Source organism: Ochrobactrum quorumnocens (assembly GCF_002278035.1).
Classification (GTDB): Bacteria; Pseudomonadota; Alphaproteobacteria; order Rhizobiales; family Rhizobiaceae; genus Brucella; species Brucella quorumnocens.
In genome coordinates, this window is the sequence record NZ_CP022604.1 from 1,585,275 (window position 1) to 1,601,993 (window position 16,719).

Below are 16,719 nucleotides of genomic sequence, written 5' to 3' on the forward strand. Positions count from 1 at the left end.
ACGCTGGATGTCGCTATGTTGGTGATGTTCACGGGAAAGCCGCCTTCTCAGTAAAGCGGGTAGTTTGGGGCGTAGAAGGCCCTAGCGATCACTGTGAATGTGTAAATATCGAGATCGAGTCTCTGTCACCTGAGGTTTCGGGATGAGAGCCTTGACCCCACTTCAAAATGAAACGCTTGCGCTGATTAATCAGGGCAAAGTCTATCAGCAAAAATTCGGATACGGCGCGTGGCGCATTCAAGGCGCTAACCCAACGGTTGTCGGCAAACTCATTTCGATGGGCGTTGCTGAATGGGATCGTGATTGCAAGTCGTTTGTGCGCATTGATTGTGTCCTGACAGATGCAGGCCGTTCCACCCGCCAGACAGGAGACCGTGATGCCAGCTAAAGCGGAACGCATGGCATCCTTGCCACATTCACTCCCGCCCTTCGGGGTAGGCAGACTAAAAGCCGCAGCACTGTTTGATATCAGCCCCAGCCTGTTTGACCGACTGGTCGAAAATGGGCAGCTACCGCAGCCGCGCTTGCTTGGCGGCAGGCTGGTATGGGACGTGGTTGAACTTGGTGAAGCATGGAGATCTGTGCCGCATCGCCGCGAAGATCTTGACGCCCTCAGCACAAACGGCAATCCTTGGGACGAATGAGCACAGATAACAAACTGCCGAAAGGCGTAAGCGTAGATCGGGATCGGTTTCAAAACGTCCGCCTTTATTTCAGAAAGGCGGGACGCCCGAAAGTGCGCCTGCATGAAACACCCGGCACGCACGCTTTTGAGCGTGAGGTTGCCTGCGCTCGTCTTGACATTCCATACGAACCCGAAGGTAAGATGCAGAAGCCCGGTATAACGATAGCCAAGCCGGGCAGCTTGCAATGGTTGCTAGAGCAGTACAAGGCACGGGCGCGAGGGACTGTCACCGACGACACATTCAGTCGTCGTGTCACGATGATCGAAGAGATATGCGACAGTAGAACCAACAAGCATCGTCGAGGCGACCTGCCTTATAAAGCGATGGAAAAGCGGCACATTACCGAGGCTCGCGACGAGTTGCGCGACACAGCTGGCGCTCGCAACAATGTGGTGAAGGCGATTTCAGCGCTCTTTGATTGGGCTGAAAAGAATGGTCTGATCGCAAACAATCCTGCACACGGGATCTCGCGCGGCAAAGCTGACCAATCGTATCATACGTGGACGATTGAAGAAGTCAGACAATTCGAGAAGCATCATCCAGCAGGATCGACAGCGCGTCTATTTCTTCATCTAGGCCTTTTCACAGGGCTGCGCATTTCAGATCTCGCGCAAGTCGGTCGGCAGCACATGCAGAGTGGCTGGTTAAAATATCGGCCCGGCAAGACGCAGCATAGCACCGGCGTTATGGTCGAAATTCCGATCCTGCCAATCTTGCAGAATACCATTGCCGACAGCCAGACAGGCGATCTAACGCTCCTTTTGAATGAATATGGGAAAGCTTATACCAGTGGAGGATTAGGCAACCGCGTGCGTAAATGGTGCGACACAGCAGACCTTCCCCACTGTTCGGCCCACGGACTGCGCAAAGCAGGCGCTACTATAGCAGCTGAGAACGGCGCTACTGACGACGAGCTTATGGCAATCTTCGGTTGGACTACCAAGCAACAGACGACGCTCTACACCCGAAATGCGAATCGTAAGCGTCTGGCTGGCAATGCGATCCACAAGCTGTTGCCGGAGCAAATGGAGAACAAAGTTGTCCCACCAAAACCGGGCTTGCAAAAAGTGGGGCAAAAAGTGACAAAAAAGACAATAAAATCAATGTCATAATTTGCGAATGGTGGGCCCGGAGGGACTCGAACCCCCAACCAAGCGGTTATGAGCCGCCGGCTCTAACCAATTGAGCTACAGGCCCCACGCAACACAGCACCTACCCTAAAGAAAGACGGGACACAAGCTGTCAATTGCACGAGTTGCCCTAATGCGCACATATTCGATTGTCATGCATGCAACTCAAGGCACGATTCATCGAACTTGAAGCGTTCGGTTGCAATTTAACTGCATTTCAAGTCAGATAACGTGGCGTTTTGCTTTAGAGGGAACTTAAATACATAAATGACAAAGCAGAAATGGCCTCTCATGGAGACTGCTTTGCACAAGCTACCTCAACATTCTCTACAGGAGATTTTATGAACAATCGCGCTACTACCCTTCTTGCTACCTCATTTTCGGCAATCATGCTCGCAGGCGCACTTTCTTTGCCAGCCGCAGCGCAGGAGAATCAGATGACGAAGCAGACCGCGCGTATTGCGGTGACCGGTGAAGGTAAGATGAACTCTGCACCGGACATGGCCATTCTCAACCTTACCGTCTTGCGCGATGCCGAAACTGCACGCGAAGCAATGACAGCCAACAACGAAGCAATGGCCAAGGTGCTGGACGCGATGAAGAAGGCTGGAGTCGAGGAGCGCGACCTCCAGACGAGCGGCATCAACATTCAGCCACGCTACGTCTACCCAGACGACAAGAACGGCCTGAAAGAGCCTAAGATCAGTGGTTACAGCGTCTCCAACAGCCTGACCGTACGTGTGCGTGATCTGGACAAGGTCGGCAATGTACTCGATGAATCAGTGACACTCGGCGTCAATCAGGGTGGCGATCTCACCTTCGTCAATGACAATCCGGCAGCCACCATCAACGAAGCGCGCAAGCGCGCCGTAGCGGATGCAATTGCTAAGGCTAAGACACTTGCCGATGCTGCAGGCGTTGGCCTAGGTCGCGTTGTTGAAATCAACGAACAGAGCCGCGCGCCTATGCCGATGCCAATCGCGCGTCAGGCCAAGATGATGGCAGCCGCCGCACCTCAGGATTCGGTTCCTGTCGCTGCAGGTGAGAATAGCTACGATGTCTCAGTTAACGTCGTTTTCGAAATCAAGGAATAACGACAGCATAAAGGGGCGATCATTCGCCCCTTTATTTTGCCAGTCTTAGCTAACAAAAAAGCCAACCTGAGTTTTCAGGTTGGCTTTTATTCAATCCGGCTGCAATTAGCGGATAATAGGGCAACCGCGTACATTGGCGAACACAACGCCAGTTGGGCGGCCTTGGCGGAAGCCACGGACCTGAACCGATTTCCCGCGATAGACAACGCGTGCGTTACGGATACCCATGCGGTGCGCCTTCATCTTTGCACCTTCAACCGAACAGGCCGGGCCGCGACGGGGCGGACGGGCATGATGGCGATTTCCGCGATAGTCAATATTTACCACAGGGGAATGCGCTGCAGTGCTGACCGCAGGAGTTGATGCAGGCGATGCAGCATTTGCTGAAGCACCAGCGGTGAAGACAGCAGCAAAGCCAATTGCCGTAGTGACAACGAACGACTTGAGCGAAATTGCGGACATCTTGAAACCCTTTCGAACTTTTGTCAGGTGATCCTCACCCGAGACATCCGATAAGTAGCGTAGCGAATATGAACGCAAAGCCAAGTTCACGTTCATACCGCATTCAGCTTGGTAAACACCGCTATACACCGCTGCAAAAGAACATGCGAAAAAATATTATAAAACAAGCACTTGGTAAAAAAGATTAGGTTGTTGGGAAATACTGACGGAAGAACATTAAACTTAATTAATGTCCCCAATAGCACCGATTAGAGCGCATCCCGAAAAGTGTGAAACGGTTTTCGGACAAAGATGCGCGTTAAAACAGATAATTAGAGCGCCGATCTGATCCAATCAGATCGAAACGCGCTCTAAAGCATTTCCAGCAAAAGTGGGAACCGGTTTTGTGTTCGGAAATGCCTAAAAACAAATAGTTACAGCGGTTCCACCGATCTAATATTAACTGGAACCGCTGTAATCCAACGGAACCATGTGTTCGAGATATTCTTCTTCATCCGCCAATTCGTGATCAAACGCCGTCACCTTGCCACGAACGGAAACACCGGCTTCATAGATTGTGTCGGGTGAACCAGAAACGAGCGGGTGCCACCAATAAAGATCTGCACCTTCCGCAACAAGGCGGTAAGCACAGGTTGCCGGCAGCCAGTTGACCTCATAGACAATTTCCGGCGTCAGAAACACGCAATCGGGCACAGTTTTGCGGCGGTTGGGATAGTCGCTGCACTTGCAGCTATGCGCGTCCAACAGCGTGCAGGCAACCGTTGTCCAGTAAACCTGCTCGGTATCGTCATCCAGCAATTTATGCAGGCAGCACTGACCACACCCGTCGCACAGGCTTTCCCACTCATTGCGAGTCATCTGCTCAAGTGATTTGGTTTGCCAAAAGGGTTTCTTATCCATGCCGCAGCATATAGAGCAATTGCGAGCTTAGTGGCATGGGCAAATCGCCGCCCTTCGCTATTGAATGCTGAGTATTCTTGGGTTAAAGAACCCTCGTCATCCTTATGACCGTAAGCGTCTTACGTTAGGCAACGCATCAATTTAGCTGGGAACGGCTATCCATTTTTGATGTTTCGTTGCACGTTTCCCGCATAATATTCAGGAATACACATGTCTCAGTTTGAAGGCACTCGCCGCAGAAAACTGCCAGCGCGTTATGCATCTATTGTGATGCCTTTCATTCTCTCGATCATGATGACATTCGTCGTCTCACTGATCGCAACCACAAAAAACCTTGGCTTTAGCCATCCTGAGCTTGCATCAAGCTGGATGACCTCATGGGTTCTTTCATGGCTCATCGCCTTTCCGGTTCTGCTGGCTATTTTGCCAGTCGTCCGAAAAATGGTCGGCTTCATCTGCCACCCGCACTGACAAATCAAAATAAAAAGCCGCGCATTTTTGATGCGCGGCTTTTTCAATTTTGTTGCTGACGGCTTAGCGGAAAATGGCTTCGCCCTGCTCATCGACGATCTGGCGGCCCTTGTTCAGAGAAATGCTCGCAGCATCTTCGATACCGGGGCAACGATCTGCGCGAACAAAGCGGTGTTCTTTCAGCTCGCCGTTGATCGTCTTGGAAATCACACCACAGACCTGATACTGTCCACCTTCGCTATAAGGCGTCGCGATAATCAGAAATTCCTTGTGCTCCAGACGCCCAGCTTCTTTTGGCGTTGCTGGAGTTTCTTCGGTGGAACCACCACCGAAAAGACGCTTCAAAAAGGACATGTCGCTCCCTCTCTTTTTATTTAAGAACATCGCCCGAAACCGTTTCCGGCTCCGGGCGACATGCTTTAGCTATCAAGGAACGAACGCAGCTTGCGCGAACGGCTCGGATGCTTGAGCTTGCGCAGCGCCTTCGCTTCAATCTGACGAATACGTTCGCGTGTTACCGAGAACTGCTGACCGACTTCTTCAAGTGTGTGGTCAGTGTTCATGCCGATACCGAAACGCATGCGCAGTACGCGTTCTTCACGCGGCGTAAGCGATGCCAGAACACGGGTCGTCGTATCGCGAAGGTTTGCCTGAATGGCTGCATCGATTGGAAGAAGCGCGTTCTTGTCTTCGATGAAATCGCCGAGATGTGAATCTTCTTCATCACCCACTGGCGTTTCGAGCGAGATCGGCTCTTTCGCAATCTTCAAAACCTTGCGCACTTTTTCAAGCGGCATGGCCAGCTTTTCTGCCAGTTCTTCCGGCGTAGGCTCACGACCGATTTCATGCAGCATCTGGCGTGATGTACGAACGATCTTGTTGATCGTTTCGATCATGTGCACCGGAATACGGATGGTACGGGCCTGGTCAGCAATCGAACGTGTGATTGCCTGACGAATCCACCATGTCGCATAGGTCGAGAACTTGTAACCACGACGATATTCAAACTTATCAACCGCCTTCATCAGGCCGATATTGCCTTCCTGAATAAGATCGAGGAACTGAAGGCCACGATTGGTGTACTTCTTGGCAATCGAGATAACGAGACGAAGGTTGGCTTCTACCATTTCCTTCTTGGCGATGGTTGCTTCGCGTTCGCCCTTCTGAACCTGATTGACGATACGGCGGAATTCGCCGATCGAAATCGCAGTTTCAGTGGCCAGCATCTGAATTTCCGAACGCAGACGATCAATCGCACGTTCTTCCTTGGCTGCAAATTCCTTCCAGCCACGCGCCGACAGAGTGCTGACGCGGTCGACCCATTTCGGATCCAGTTCGTGGCCCTGATATTCCTTCAGGAACTCTTCGCGACGGACGCCGAAGGATTCAGCAAGACGCAACAGCTTGCCTTCGTTCTGGACGAGACGCTTGTTGATGTCATAAAGCTGCTCAACCAGCTGCTCAATACGGTTCTGGTTCAGCGACAGCGACTTCACAGCCTTGATCAGCTGATCTTTCAGTTCCTTGTAGCGGCGCTCCTGGCTCGAAGACAGATCGGCAGTTGCAGCCAGACGGCTTTCAACCTGCTGATCCTGCAACTTACGCAGCTTGCGGTACGTGTCAGCGATAAGATCAAGCGTTTCCATAACCTGCGGGCGCAGCTCGGCTTCCATAGCCGCCAACGACAGGTTGGCTTCGTCCTCGTCTTCCTCTTCTTCTTCCGCAGGCATATCGCCGCCGACATTGGTAATGTCGTCGTCGTCACGCGAACGGCGCACAGACTTGTCGTCGCGTGGCTTTTCTTCTTCCACACGTTCAACAATTGGTGCCTGCTTGGCTTCTGGGCCAGCATAAGTGGTTTCGAGATCAATGATTTCACGCAGCAGAATGTTGGATTCATTCAGCTGTTCACGCCAGATAATAATGGCCTGAAAGGTCAGCGGGCTTTCACAAAGCCCGGCAATCATCGTTTCGCGACCGGCTTCGATACGCTTTGCGATGGCGATTTCGCCCTCGCGCGACAGAAGCTCGACGGAACCCATTTCACGCAAATACATGCGCACAGGATCATCCGTACGATCAGTCGGTTCTTTCTTAGTCGTGGTAGCGGCAACAGCAGTGCCGGTCGTCTCGACCAGATCGCCGCCTTCGTCCGTATCATCATCGTTGCTGTCGTCGCGATCAGCTTCCTGCTCGTCGTCTTCAACCACGTTGATACCCATGTCCGATAGCATGGACATGGTGTCTTCGATCTGCTCAGATGTCACTTCTTCGGAAGGCAGCACGGCATTCAGCTCGTCCATAGTGACGTAGCCGCGCTTCTTCGCAAGCTTGATCATCTTCTTGACAGCATCGTCAGAAAGGTCGAGAAGCGGCCCGTCGGTCGCACCTTCGCGCTCGACTTCGGCTTCTTCGTTTTCCTTAGCCTTCGTTGCCATATTGCTCGTCTCCAGGCGACACCGGTCGCGTCTAAGATATATAGAGTGGTCAAACGGTTTTGCGAGAGCGCCGTTTAACTGTTGATTCTGCGAATAGCTGATTTCGTGTTAATGCCGAATTAACCGTGCCGTCATTAACCGATCCTGCCGTCTCCAAATTCTTGTGGGTAGATCCGGGATCAATGGTCGCCTTTAAGGCCCGCCCGGTCTTTGACTGTTGCCCATCAAGGCTAATTTCAGGAGTCCACTTAAGGAACGTTTATCAATATCAGTTCTTTAATCCTTGCTCGAACTGTCGTGATTCCGTCATTTCTGGCCCACGTCAAGAGCGACTCACCTGATTCGGGTCTAAAAAGCGAATCATTTATTGTCGCGGCGCGTTCTCACGCCTTTAAGCCGCTAAAGATTCACGAAACCCACCATTTCCGGCAGTTTCGAGTCTTTAGGCGATTCAAAGTGATTCGGGCACCATGAGTGCCTCACTTGAGTGCGGTTACGAACCGCCGGATGCGCGTCCTGAGGAAAGTCCAAAACCGTCGATAAGGGCTTCGGTAGCTTCTGCCTGAGCAATCTGTTTTTGAATATCAATAAGCCGTGCGAAAATTTCGCCCGTTTCATCGCTATCAAGCGATGCTTCAACAGCGCGCAGTTCCCTATGTAGGGTGCGCGCGCGCTGATGCAAGTGAAGCGCCTGCTTTAATGCTTCGCGGACGTCATCTTCCGCTGCTTGCGACGTGGCCGTCCATTCCCGCGTGCGTCGGACAACAGCTTCCAGCGTTTCGATCAGTTCGCTATGTCCGGCTGCGACCAGCGCCTTGCGCATCGCGAAACCATCGTCGACATGATCCGATGCCAGAACGTCGAGCATCGCCAGATGCAGAACCTTCAAAGCCTCATGCTCGAGATCGAGCGCCGCCATTGTTTCAAAGTCTTCTTCGATCAGGCGCGGGTGATTGAGCAACATCAACACAATTGCAGTTTCACGCAGAGGCGCATTACGGCCTTTGACCATATTGGACCGTGTCAGGCTGTCCGAAAAAGCCAGACGCCCGCCAACTGCGTTACCGTTGCGACCACCAGCCTGCGGACCACGGCCCTTGCCTTTGTCGCGATTAAATGCATTTCCGCCATTATTTTGCCGCCTCTGCCCGAAAAATGCCTGCGCTCTGTCACGCATTTCCTGGCTATAATGGCGTCGAATGTCCTCATTTGCGATGCGAGTGGTGATTTCACGCAAGCGCGCTTCCAGTTCCGCACGGCGTTCAGGCGTATCAAATACTCCCGCTGCCGTTTCGCGTGTCCAGATCATGTCAACCAGTGGCCTGGCATCACGCAAAACAGAATAAAAAGCTGATGGACCTTCAGCCTTAACCAGATCGTCCGGGTCTTGTCCTTCGGGAAGCATCGCAAAGCGCAAGGATTTTCCCGGCTGCAAAGTGGGCAGTCCAAGATCGGCAGCACGATGTGCCGCACGAACACCTGCTCCGTCACCATCAAAACACAGGATCGGCTCGGGGCTGATGCGCCACAACAGTTCAAGCTGCTCTTCAGTCAGCGCCGTTCCAAGTGGAGCCACCGCCTGATGAATGCCCGCCTGCGCCAGAGCAATCACATCCATATAACCTTCAACCGCGATAATGGGCTTGGCTGGCTCGCCACCCTGCGGCTGGCAGGCTTTACGCGCACGAAGGCCATTATAAAGCACGCGACCTTTATGGAAGAGCTCAGTTTCCGGGGAATTCAGATATTTCGCAGGCGCATCAGCGGAAAGCGCACGCCCCCCGAAAGCGATGATACGTCCACGCAAGTCCTCAATAGGGAACATGATGCGATCACGGAAGCGATCATAGGAAACAGCGATGCCCTCGCCATGAACGACAAGACCGCAAGCCTCGATCTGCTCTTTCGAAATGCCTTTGGCTGCCAGAAATTCCTTGAGCGCATTGCGCGATTCCGGACCATAGCCGATGCGGAATGTCTGTTGCGTCGCACTCGAAAGACCGCGATCACGCAAATAAGCGCGCGCCTTCGCGCCCGACGCACTTTGTAGCTGGCTTTCAAAAAACTGCGCCGCAAGCTCCATCACATCATAGAGCGTAGCACGCTGCGCTTCGCGCTTTTCCATTTCCGGATCACGCGCCGGCATCGGCACACCGGCCATATCGGCAACACGCTCGACGGCTTCGGGAAAACTCGCACCTTCCAAATCAGTCAGGAACTTGAAATGATCACCCGTCACCCCACAACCAAAGCAGTGATAACGACCCTTACGGTCCTCACAGTGAAAGCTTGGGGTCTTCTCACCATGAAACGGGCAACAGCCCCAGAAGTCGCCTTTTGGCGGGTTGCTCTTCTTACGGTCAAACGAAACGCGCGTTCCGATCAGCGTCGAGATCGGCACGCGATCTCTGATCTCATCAAGAAAGGATGGCGGAAAACGCATTACGATTGTCACTTTCGGGTCAGATAAGCATTACCAGCAAAACTGTGAAACGACTTTGCGTAGGATAATGCGTAAAAAATAACTACAGCGGCTTCAACGATTCAGTCGCAACTGGAACCGCTGTAACCATGGTATCCAGTGGAATATATATAGGCGTGCGCAGACACACAGTCCATCACACACAAGCGGCCCTCCCCGCTAATCACATGCTGAACGCCTCTAAATTACAATGATTGCATACAGTCGCACTGTTCATAAAACTGTCATATAGTTGTCACATTACAATTGCGACGCTTGATTTCAGAGCATTTCCGGCCCATATTTCCGACGAATATGGTTAGCCGGAACATATTTTTTCTTTATTTGTTGCGTAAGCTTAACCCAATCGAGATCCAATTCTCCTCACACCCCGAAAGGATTTTTCCGTGAACGGTTCTCTGGTCCTTTTGCATCTTGCCGGTGCAGTCGCGCTCCTATTATGGGCGACGCGCATGGTGCGAACGGGAGTGGAGCGCGCCTATGGCGATCGTTTGCGGCGCCGCCTGCGCAATCAGATGCAGAACCCACTGCTTTCTATAGCATTTGGCCTTATTCTGGCTATCGCCTTACAGAGCTCGACAGCTGTGACGCTACTGGTCGGCTCCTTTGTCGGCTCGGGTATCGTCAGTGGCGTTGCAGGTCTGATGGCCGTGCGCGGCGGTGAACTCGGTTCGGCGCTCGTTGTGAAAATCCTGAGCTACGATCTGACATTGCTGGTTCCACTATGCCTCGTTTCAGGCACAGCCATTTTCATGACGACAGAGCGACGTGACTGGCGACAAATCGGGCGCATTCTCGTCGGCATCGGTTTGCTCATCATGTCACTGGAAATGACAGGACAGGCGACAGAGCCACTGCGTCAGAGCGAGCTTCTGCCCGTCATCGTGGATTATCTCTCCAGCGATCCCGTGACCGCCTATCTGCTGGCAGCCTTGATGACCTGGCTGTTTCATTCAAGCATCGCGGGTGTCATCCTGCTGACTACTTTTGCATCGCGCGGACTGATCACGCCGGAACTTGCTGTGGTCATGGTGCTTGGCGTCAATCTTGGTTCGTCAATCATCGCGCCGATCCTGACCCGCAACGCACCACCCGAAACCCGAGTCGTACCGCTTGGCAATCTTTTGATGCGCGGCGCTGGCTCGCTACTCATGCTGATCCTGTTTGAGACGTTTAAGCCGTCGATTGGCTTCCTTGGTGGCGACCCTGTTTCACAAGTGGTCAACGCCCACATTCTGTTCAACGTTATCGTCATGGTCGCAGGCATTCCATTGTCTGGACTGGTGCTCCGTGCGACTGAAGCGTTGGTTCATCTCAATTCAGACAAGAACGCACCCGCCCAGCCGCTTGAAGTCGAAGAGTACAGTGCTCTTGATAATGCCGTTCTTGATCGTCCTTCACAGGCGCTCGCCAATGCAACGCGCGAAGTTGTTGGCGTTTGCGATACAATTGAAGTCATGTTGCGCCGGATTATCGATCTCTACGAAAAGCCGGATCAGGCGCGCATCAACGAACTGGCAAGCCTCGACGACCGGGTCGACAAGAAACATGCTGCCATCAAGCTTTATCTCACCAAGCTCGCAAGCAAAGACCTCGACGAGTTTGAAGCTTTGCGGATGCAGGAACTGATGGGCGCATGTGTGAAGCTCGAACAGGTTGGCGATATCATCGTGCGAAACATGCTCGCGCATGTGCAGAAGAAGATGGATCACAATCTCGAATTCACCGAAGAGGGCTGGAAGGAACTGAGCCATTTCCACGCCATGGTGCTTGCCAACGCCCACATGGCGTTCAATGTCATCGTCTCGCGTGATGGGCGGACTGCCCGCCTGCTCGTGCAGGAGAAAGACAATCTGCGCGATCTGGAAAAGCAGACGAGCATGCGTCACTTCTCGCGGCTGCGCGAGGGTTCAACCCGAAGCATCGAGACAAGCACCATCCATCTCGATACCATTCGCGATTTGAAGCAGATCAATTCGCTGCTCGCATCAATGGCCTATCCAGTCCTTGAAGAACAAGGATTGCTCGGCTCGACACGATTGAAAACAGCGAAGCAGAATTAGAGCGCCGTGCGCCTTCTTGGGCGCACAAAGGTCGCTCTAACACTCTATATTTACAGCATAATTTTATCTTAAACTGATTCAAGTTTAAGGAATTATGCTGTAAAAAAGCCCCGCTTCGGCGGGGCTTTTTCATTGAAAACTTAGACGCTTCTACTGAAGAAGCGTTTTCACCAGCGTGCTGGCCTTGGTGAAATCCATCTGACCAGCATAGCGCTCTTTAAGAGCTGCCATCACCTTGCCCATGTCTCGCAAACCTTGTGCACCGATCTCGGTGATTGTGTCCGCGCAGGCTTTTTTGATTTCATCATCGCTCATCTGCACAGGCAAAAAGTCATTGATGATAACAATTTCTGCACGCTCGCCTTCGGCAAGCTCAATACGGTTGCCTTCTTCATAAATGCGCGCAGATTCTTCGCGCTGCTTGACCATCTTGCCCAATATGCCGAGCAACTCCTCATCGCCGACCGGGTCCTTGCCAGCGCCACGATTGGCAATATCACGGTCCTTCACCGCAGCCATGATCAGACGCAATGTCGATAGGCGCAGCTTATCCTGAGCCTTCATAGCCTGCGTGAGTGCCTGAGAAATCTCCTGGCGAAGCATACGTCTCTCCTGACGGTGTTAGCGCATATCGCCAAAAAGCAAAAAACTCGCTTTTCCAATGACGTCATGCGTAATAATGAAAAATCAGAGCCCTTGTATCCAGAACCGGGCCCATAAAGCAATCACACGCCTAATCCGACCTGTCAGAACAACCATCATAGAAAGAATGAGGCATTACTCTCACAATTTCCTGAAAAGCTTGCGTTCAAACGATTGACCACGCGCTCAAGTTTCTCTATTGCTCGAGGCTTAGCAGGACATCGGCATGTGCTCGCGGCGGGAAGTTTAATCCCCGCTGCTTTTTGGCGCATATATGGCCCCATAAACTCCATTTTTCAAGCTGTCTGGCATCGGGCGGCTGAAACACGGATACATGCCGCATGACTGATAACGTAGAACGCGCGCCAGACGGCAAGCGCGAAACCTGACAGGAGTGCACGCCATGACCGAAGCCACATCGAAGACAGCACCCTGGACGACTGCAAAGCGAACCGCCGTTCTTGTGCTTGCTGATGGCACAGTGATTGAAGGCAAGGGTCTTGGCGCAACTGGCGCAATTGAAGCCGAAGTGGTCTTCAACACCGCCCTCACCGGCTATCAGGAAATTCTGACTGATCCATCCTATGCAGGACAGATCGTTACTTTCACTTTTCCGCATATCGGCAATGTAGGCACCAATGCAGAAGACGTGGAAGACCTCACACCTGCCAACCGTCACGGTGCTGTGGGCGCAATTTTCAAAGCCGACATCACCAACCCATCCAATTTCCGCGCTTCGGAAAATCTCGATGCATGGCTGAAGAACCGCGGCGTCATCGCGCTGGCTGACATCGACACGCGCGCCCTCACCTCGCTTATCCGTGAGCGTGGCGCGCAGAATGCGGTCATCGCCCATGATCCGGACGGCAAATTCGACATCGATGCGCTCAAGGCCCGCGCTGCAAACTGGAGCGGTCTTGAAAATCTCGACCTGGCAAAAGATGTCACCATTGGCCAGAGCCTTACTTGGGACCAGACACCGTGGGCGCTGGAAGAGGGCTATGGCGAACAGTCAGCCACGCAATATCATGTTGTCGCGCTCGACTTCGGTGTGAAGCGCAACATTCTGCGTCTGCTGTCAGGCCTTGGTGCCAAGGTCACTGTATTGCCAGCCACAGCCACGGCAGAGGATGTTCTCGCCTATAATCCAGACGGCATCTTCCTTTCCAATGGCCCCGGCGATCCGGCAGCAACCGGCGAATATGCCGTGCCAACGATCCAGAAGCTCGTAGACAGCGAATTGCCAGTTTTCGGCATCTGCCTCGGTCATCAGATGCTGGCATTGGCGCTCGGTGCCAAGACTGAAAAGATGCATCAGGGCCATCATGGCGCAAACCATCCGGTCAAGGACTACACCACCGGCAAGGTAGAAATCGTATCGATGAACCATGGCTTTGCGGTCGATTCCGACAGCCTGCCTGAGCATGTCGAGGAAACACATGTTTCGCTGTTTGACGGCACCAATTGCGGTCTACGCGTTATCGGCAAGCCGATCTTCTCGGTACAGCATCACCCGGAAGCTTCTCCTGGCCCACAGGACAGCCATTACCTCTTCCGCCGGTTCATCAATCTGATCCGCGAAAAGAAGGGCGAAGCTCTTCTGCCAGAACGCGACCAGGCAGCGTGAACCGCAATCTGAATAAAGCGAATTAGAGCGCCGTGCGCCCTTTTGGGCGCACAAAGGTCGCACTAACACGCTATACTTACAGCAAAAGTGCGAAGCGGTTTTGAGTGGGATATTGCGCAAAAACGAATAGATGGAGCAGCTCCAAAGATTCATTCTTAACTGGAGCCGCTCTAACTCTTTGTCTATAAATGAAAAGGCCGGAGCTGATGCTCCGGCCTTTTTTTATCGCTTAAGCGCTTAGATACCAGTGGCCATAAACGATGCAGCCGGACGCACCCTTGCCACAACAACGACAAATGCGAGGAAGATCAGCCCAGCCCCAACGGCATAAGGCATTCCGGCAAAGACGAAAGGTGCATTCGTTCCCGTAAAAATGCTGAACAGCTGCGTGAAGATCAGCGGACCTATAATAGTCGTTATGCTCGAAACACTTGTCAGCGCCCCCTGCAATTCACCTTGAGCAGAAGGCGGCACCTTACCTGCAGCAATACTGCGCAATGGCGGGTCGGCCAAACCTTCCAGTGCAGTCAGAAAGATGACCGCATACACCATCCATCCCTGCCACGCGATTGCGTAACCAATCATGCCGAAGCATGAAAACAGCACGCCAATAATTGCCGTGCGCCTTTCGCCGAGAACCGGCAGGACCCTTGGAAGCACGAGCGCCATGACAACTGCCGCGCCAATGCCAAAAAGGCCAAGCGACAAACCGATCTGCGCTTCGCTCCAGTTGTAGCGATAGGCACCCACGAATGCCCAGACCGATGGATAAACCGCATGGGCAAGCCAGAACAGAAAGAACACTAATATTACCCAGCCGATGCCTGGATAGGTCTGCATCTGTTTAAGCGCACCTAGCGGATTGGCGCGGGCGATCTGGAATGTGCGTCTGTTTTCCTGTGACAAGGTTTCGGGCAACAGGAAATAGGCCAGAATGAAATTGACGAACGACAGAAATGCCGCCCCGTAAAACGGTATACGTGGGCCAAATTCGCCGAGTAATCCGCCCAGAACCGGCCCAAGTGCAAAACCTACCCCGAAGGCAATGCCGATAAGACCAAAATTGCGTGCACGATTACTGTCATCGCTGACATCGGCAATATAGGCAGACGCGGTAGCAAAACTGGCACCACTGATACCTGCCAGCACACGACCGATAAACAGCATCCAATAAGTGGTTGCGAGTGCACAAATCAGATTATCAATCGCAAAGGTGAAGATCGAAGCCAGCAACACCGGGCGCCGACCAAAGCGATCACTGAGATTACCGATCATCGGTGCAAACAGAAATTGCATTGCCGCATAGACCAGCAACAACCAGCCGCCATCAACGGCGGCCGTACTGATATCCGCTCCAGTGAGTTCTTCAAGATAAGTCGGTAGAACCGGCATAATGATTGCAATGCCGATAATATCGAGAAAAAGGGTCATAAAGACGAGTAACAAGCCCCGCCGCACAAACTGGGGATTATGCATGGAACACCTGAAATGCACATGCGGACAAACCGCAACAAAGCATAATAATTTGATTGTTGGAAAGAATCGCGCGCAATCGCCGCTCAAAACTGAGCGTCACGAATGGCTGACAAAAAGGGCCGCGCTGCCGTTAAATTTTACAGGGAAAATTATTCCACAGCAAGCCTGATGCTCGGTAAAATTATTGCGGGCCGTCGCCTATCGCCCATATAAAAAGGCGGCCTAAGCCGCCTCTCAGTCCTATCATAAGAACCAGTTAGATATCACCGCTGAATGTATCGCAGGATTCAATCTTTCCGCTTTCAAAACCACGCCGGAACCATTTGGCACGCTGTGCCGATGTGCCGTGGTTGAAGCTTTCAGGTACAACATAGCCCTGACTTCTCTTTTGCAGCGTATCGTCGCCAATCTGGTGGGCGGCATTGATTGCTTCTTCGAGGTCGCCTGCTTCCAGAATACCTTTCTGATCCGTGTAATAGCCCCATACACCTGCAAAGCAGTCTGCCTGCAACTCAACACGCACCGACATCTGGTTAGCCTGTGCTGGGCTCATCTGCTGACGCATCTGATTGAAGCGCGGAAGAATACCGAGCAAGTTCTGAACGTGATGCCCCACTTCATGCGAAATCACATAGGCATTGGCAAAGTCGCCGGATGCACCAAACTTATTGGCCAGTTCATTGAAGAAAGTCAGATCAAGATAAAGCTTGCGGTCACCGGGGCAATAAAACGGACCAGATGCCGAAGAGGCCATACCGCAGGCTGAACGCACGCCATCGGAGAACAGGACCATTGTTGGTGGCGTATAAGTCTGCCCGCGCGACTGGAAAATGCCGCTCCAGACATCTTCTGTTTCGGCCAAAACAGTGCGTGCAAACTGTGTCGCCTCATCATTGGCAACCGTGCCACCTTCAGCCGCAGTACGGCCACTGCTCTGCTGGGTCTGAGTGGAGTTGATACTGCCATCACCGAATAGAAGCGGTAGTGGATCAATGCCAAACGCACGCAACACAAAGAACATCACGACGAGAATGAGAATCCCGGAAATACCGCCGCCGCGAACGATGCGAAAACCCGGCCCACCCATTCCGCCGCCACCGCGACCAAAACCACCACCGAGGCCACCGCTTTGCTGGCCCCGTACATCTTCCACATTGTCGCTTTGTCTACGGCCTTGCCAACGCATTGACCAACTCCCCTTCACCGTGCCGTCTCAGACAAAGACAGCAGCAATCTATTGCATGCAAT

General features: G+C 52.7%; 16 protein-coding genes and 1 tRNA gene. 8 read left to right on the top strand and 9 right to left on the bottom strand.

Annotation, left to right across the window (positions count from 1 at the left end):
- Positions 1 to 151: 151 nt before the first annotated feature.
- The 3 genes from CES85_RS17240 to CES85_RS17250 are packed head-to-tail and all read left to right on the top strand — an operon-like array spanning position 152 to position 1,798.
- Positions 152 to 388 (top strand): hypothetical protein, encoded by a 237-nt coding sequence (locus CES85_RS17240; protein WP_157743467.1) that lies wholly within the window; start codon positions 152 to 154, stop codon positions 386 to 388.
- Positions 378 to 644, top strand: coding sequence for a helix-turn-helix transcriptional regulator (locus tag CES85_RS17245; protein ID WP_095447052.1), 267 nt, complete (start codon positions 378 to 380; stop codon positions 642 to 644). Before CES85_RS17240 ends, CES85_RS17245 begins: the two co-directional genes overlap by 11 nt.
- On the top strand, positions 641 to 1,798 hold the full coding sequence (locus tag CES85_RS17250; RefSeq protein ID WP_095447053.1) for a tyrosine-type recombinase/integrase: 1,158 nt from the start codon (positions 641 to 643) through the stop codon (positions 1,796 to 1,798). Before CES85_RS17245 ends, CES85_RS17250 begins: the two co-directional genes overlap by 4 nt.
- A gap of 8 nt (positions 1,799 to 1,806) precedes the next feature.
- On the opposite strand, the gene CES85_RS17255 is transcribed toward CES85_RS17250, so the two are convergent.
- Positions 1,807 to 1,883, bottom strand: a tRNA-Ile gene (locus CES85_RS17255).
- 274 nt (positions 1,884 to 2,157) lie between these two features.
- On the opposite strand from CES85_RS17255, the gene CES85_RS17260 reads away from it, so the two are divergent.
- Positions 2,158 to 2,910: an SIMPL domain-containing protein gene (locus tag CES85_RS17260; RefSeq protein ID WP_095447054.1), complete on the top strand. Its 753-nt coding sequence runs from the start codon at positions 2,158 to 2,160 to the stop codon at positions 2,908 to 2,910.
- Positions 2,911 to 3,015: 105 nt separating this feature from the next.
- Here the strand turns inward: CES85_RS17260 and CES85_RS17265 are convergent, their stop codons facing one another.
- Both CES85_RS17265 and CES85_RS17270 read right to left on the bottom strand, forming a co-directional pair.
- On the bottom strand, positions 3,016 to 3,372 hold the full coding sequence (locus CES85_RS17265; RefSeq protein WP_095447934.1) for an antifreeze protein: 357 nt from the start codon (positions 3,370 to 3,372) through the stop codon (positions 3,016 to 3,018).
- 438 nt (positions 3,373 to 3,810) lie between these two features.
- On the bottom strand, positions 3,811 to 4,272 hold the full coding sequence (locus tag CES85_RS17270; protein WP_095447055.1) for a YcgN family cysteine cluster protein: 462 nt from the start codon (positions 4,270 to 4,272) through the stop codon (positions 3,811 to 3,813).
- Positions 4,273 to 4,482: 210 nt separating this feature from the next.
- On the opposite strand from CES85_RS17270, the gene CES85_RS17275 reads away from it, so the two are divergent.
- A complete protein-coding gene (locus CES85_RS17275) occupies positions 4,483 to 4,743 on the top strand; it encodes a DUF2798 domain-containing protein (protein WP_095447056.1) in 261 nt (86 codons plus the stop codon).
- A 63-nt stretch (positions 4,744 to 4,806) separates the two neighbouring features.
- On the opposite strand, the gene CES85_RS17280 is transcribed toward CES85_RS17275, so the two are convergent.
- From CES85_RS17280 to dnaG, 3 genes are all read right to left on the bottom strand, one after another.
- Complete coding sequence (locus CES85_RS17280) at positions 4,807 to 5,097, bottom strand: HlyU family transcriptional regulator (protein WP_095447057.1); 291 nt, start codon at positions 5,095 to 5,097, stop codon at positions 4,807 to 4,809.
- A 65-nt stretch (positions 5,098 to 5,162) separates the two neighbouring features.
- Complete coding sequence (gene rpoD / locus CES85_RS17285; RefSeq protein WP_095447058.1) at positions 5,163 to 7,181, bottom strand: RNA polymerase sigma factor RpoD; 2,019 nt, start codon at positions 7,179 to 7,181, stop codon at positions 5,163 to 5,165.
- 493 nt (positions 7,182 to 7,674) lie between these two features.
- On the bottom strand, positions 7,675 to 9,624 hold the full coding sequence (gene dnaG, locus CES85_RS17290; RefSeq protein WP_095447059.1) for a DNA primase: 1,950 nt from the start codon (positions 9,622 to 9,624) through the stop codon (positions 7,675 to 7,677).
- A 425-nt stretch (positions 9,625 to 10,049) separates the two neighbouring features.
- On the opposite strand from dnaG, the gene CES85_RS17295 reads away from it, so the two are divergent.
- Entirely contained in the window at positions 10,050 to 11,726 is a 1,677-nt protein-coding gene (locus CES85_RS17295) for a Na/Pi cotransporter family protein (RefSeq protein ID WP_095447060.1), read from the top strand.
- Positions 11,727 to 11,876: 150 nt separating this feature from the next.
- On the opposite strand, the gene CES85_RS17300 is transcribed toward CES85_RS17295, so the two are convergent.
- Positions 11,877 to 12,329, bottom strand: a complete 453-nt coding sequence (locus CES85_RS17300; RefSeq protein ID WP_095447061.1) for a GatB/YqeY domain-containing protein — start codon at positions 12,327 to 12,329, stop codon at positions 11,877 to 11,879.
- A 442-nt stretch (positions 12,330 to 12,771) separates the two neighbouring features.
- Here CES85_RS17300 and carA point away from each other — a divergent pair, with 442 nt between their 5' ends.
- Positions 12,772 to 13,995, top strand: coding sequence for a glutamine-hydrolyzing carbamoyl-phosphate synthase small subunit (gene carA / locus CES85_RS17305; protein ID WP_095447062.1), 1,224 nt, complete (start codon positions 12,772 to 12,774; stop codon positions 13,993 to 13,995).
- 237 nt (positions 13,996 to 14,232) lie between these two features.
- On the opposite strand, the gene CES85_RS17310 is transcribed toward carA, so the two are convergent.
- On the bottom strand, positions 14,233 to 15,471 hold the full coding sequence (locus CES85_RS17310) for a TCR/Tet family MFS transporter (RefSeq protein ID WP_095447063.1): 1,239 nt from the start codon (positions 15,469 to 15,471) through the stop codon (positions 14,233 to 14,235).
- On the opposite strand from CES85_RS17310, the gene CES85_RS27185 reads away from it, so the two are divergent.
- Complete coding sequence (locus tag CES85_RS27185; RefSeq protein ID WP_157743468.1) at positions 15,470 to 15,640, top strand: hypothetical protein; 171 nt, start codon at positions 15,470 to 15,472, stop codon at positions 15,638 to 15,640. The two genes, CES85_RS17310 and CES85_RS27185, sit on opposite strands and share 2 nt — an antisense overlap.
- A gap of 87 nt (positions 15,641 to 15,727) precedes the next feature.
- Here the strand turns inward: CES85_RS27185 and ypfJ are convergent, their stop codons facing one another.
- Positions 15,728 to 16,657 (bottom strand): KPN_02809 family neutral zinc metallopeptidase, encoded by a 930-nt coding sequence (gene ypfJ, locus CES85_RS17315; RefSeq protein WP_095447064.1) that lies wholly within the window; start codon positions 16,655 to 16,657, stop codon positions 15,728 to 15,730.
- Positions 16,658 to 16,719 lie beyond the last annotated feature (62 nt).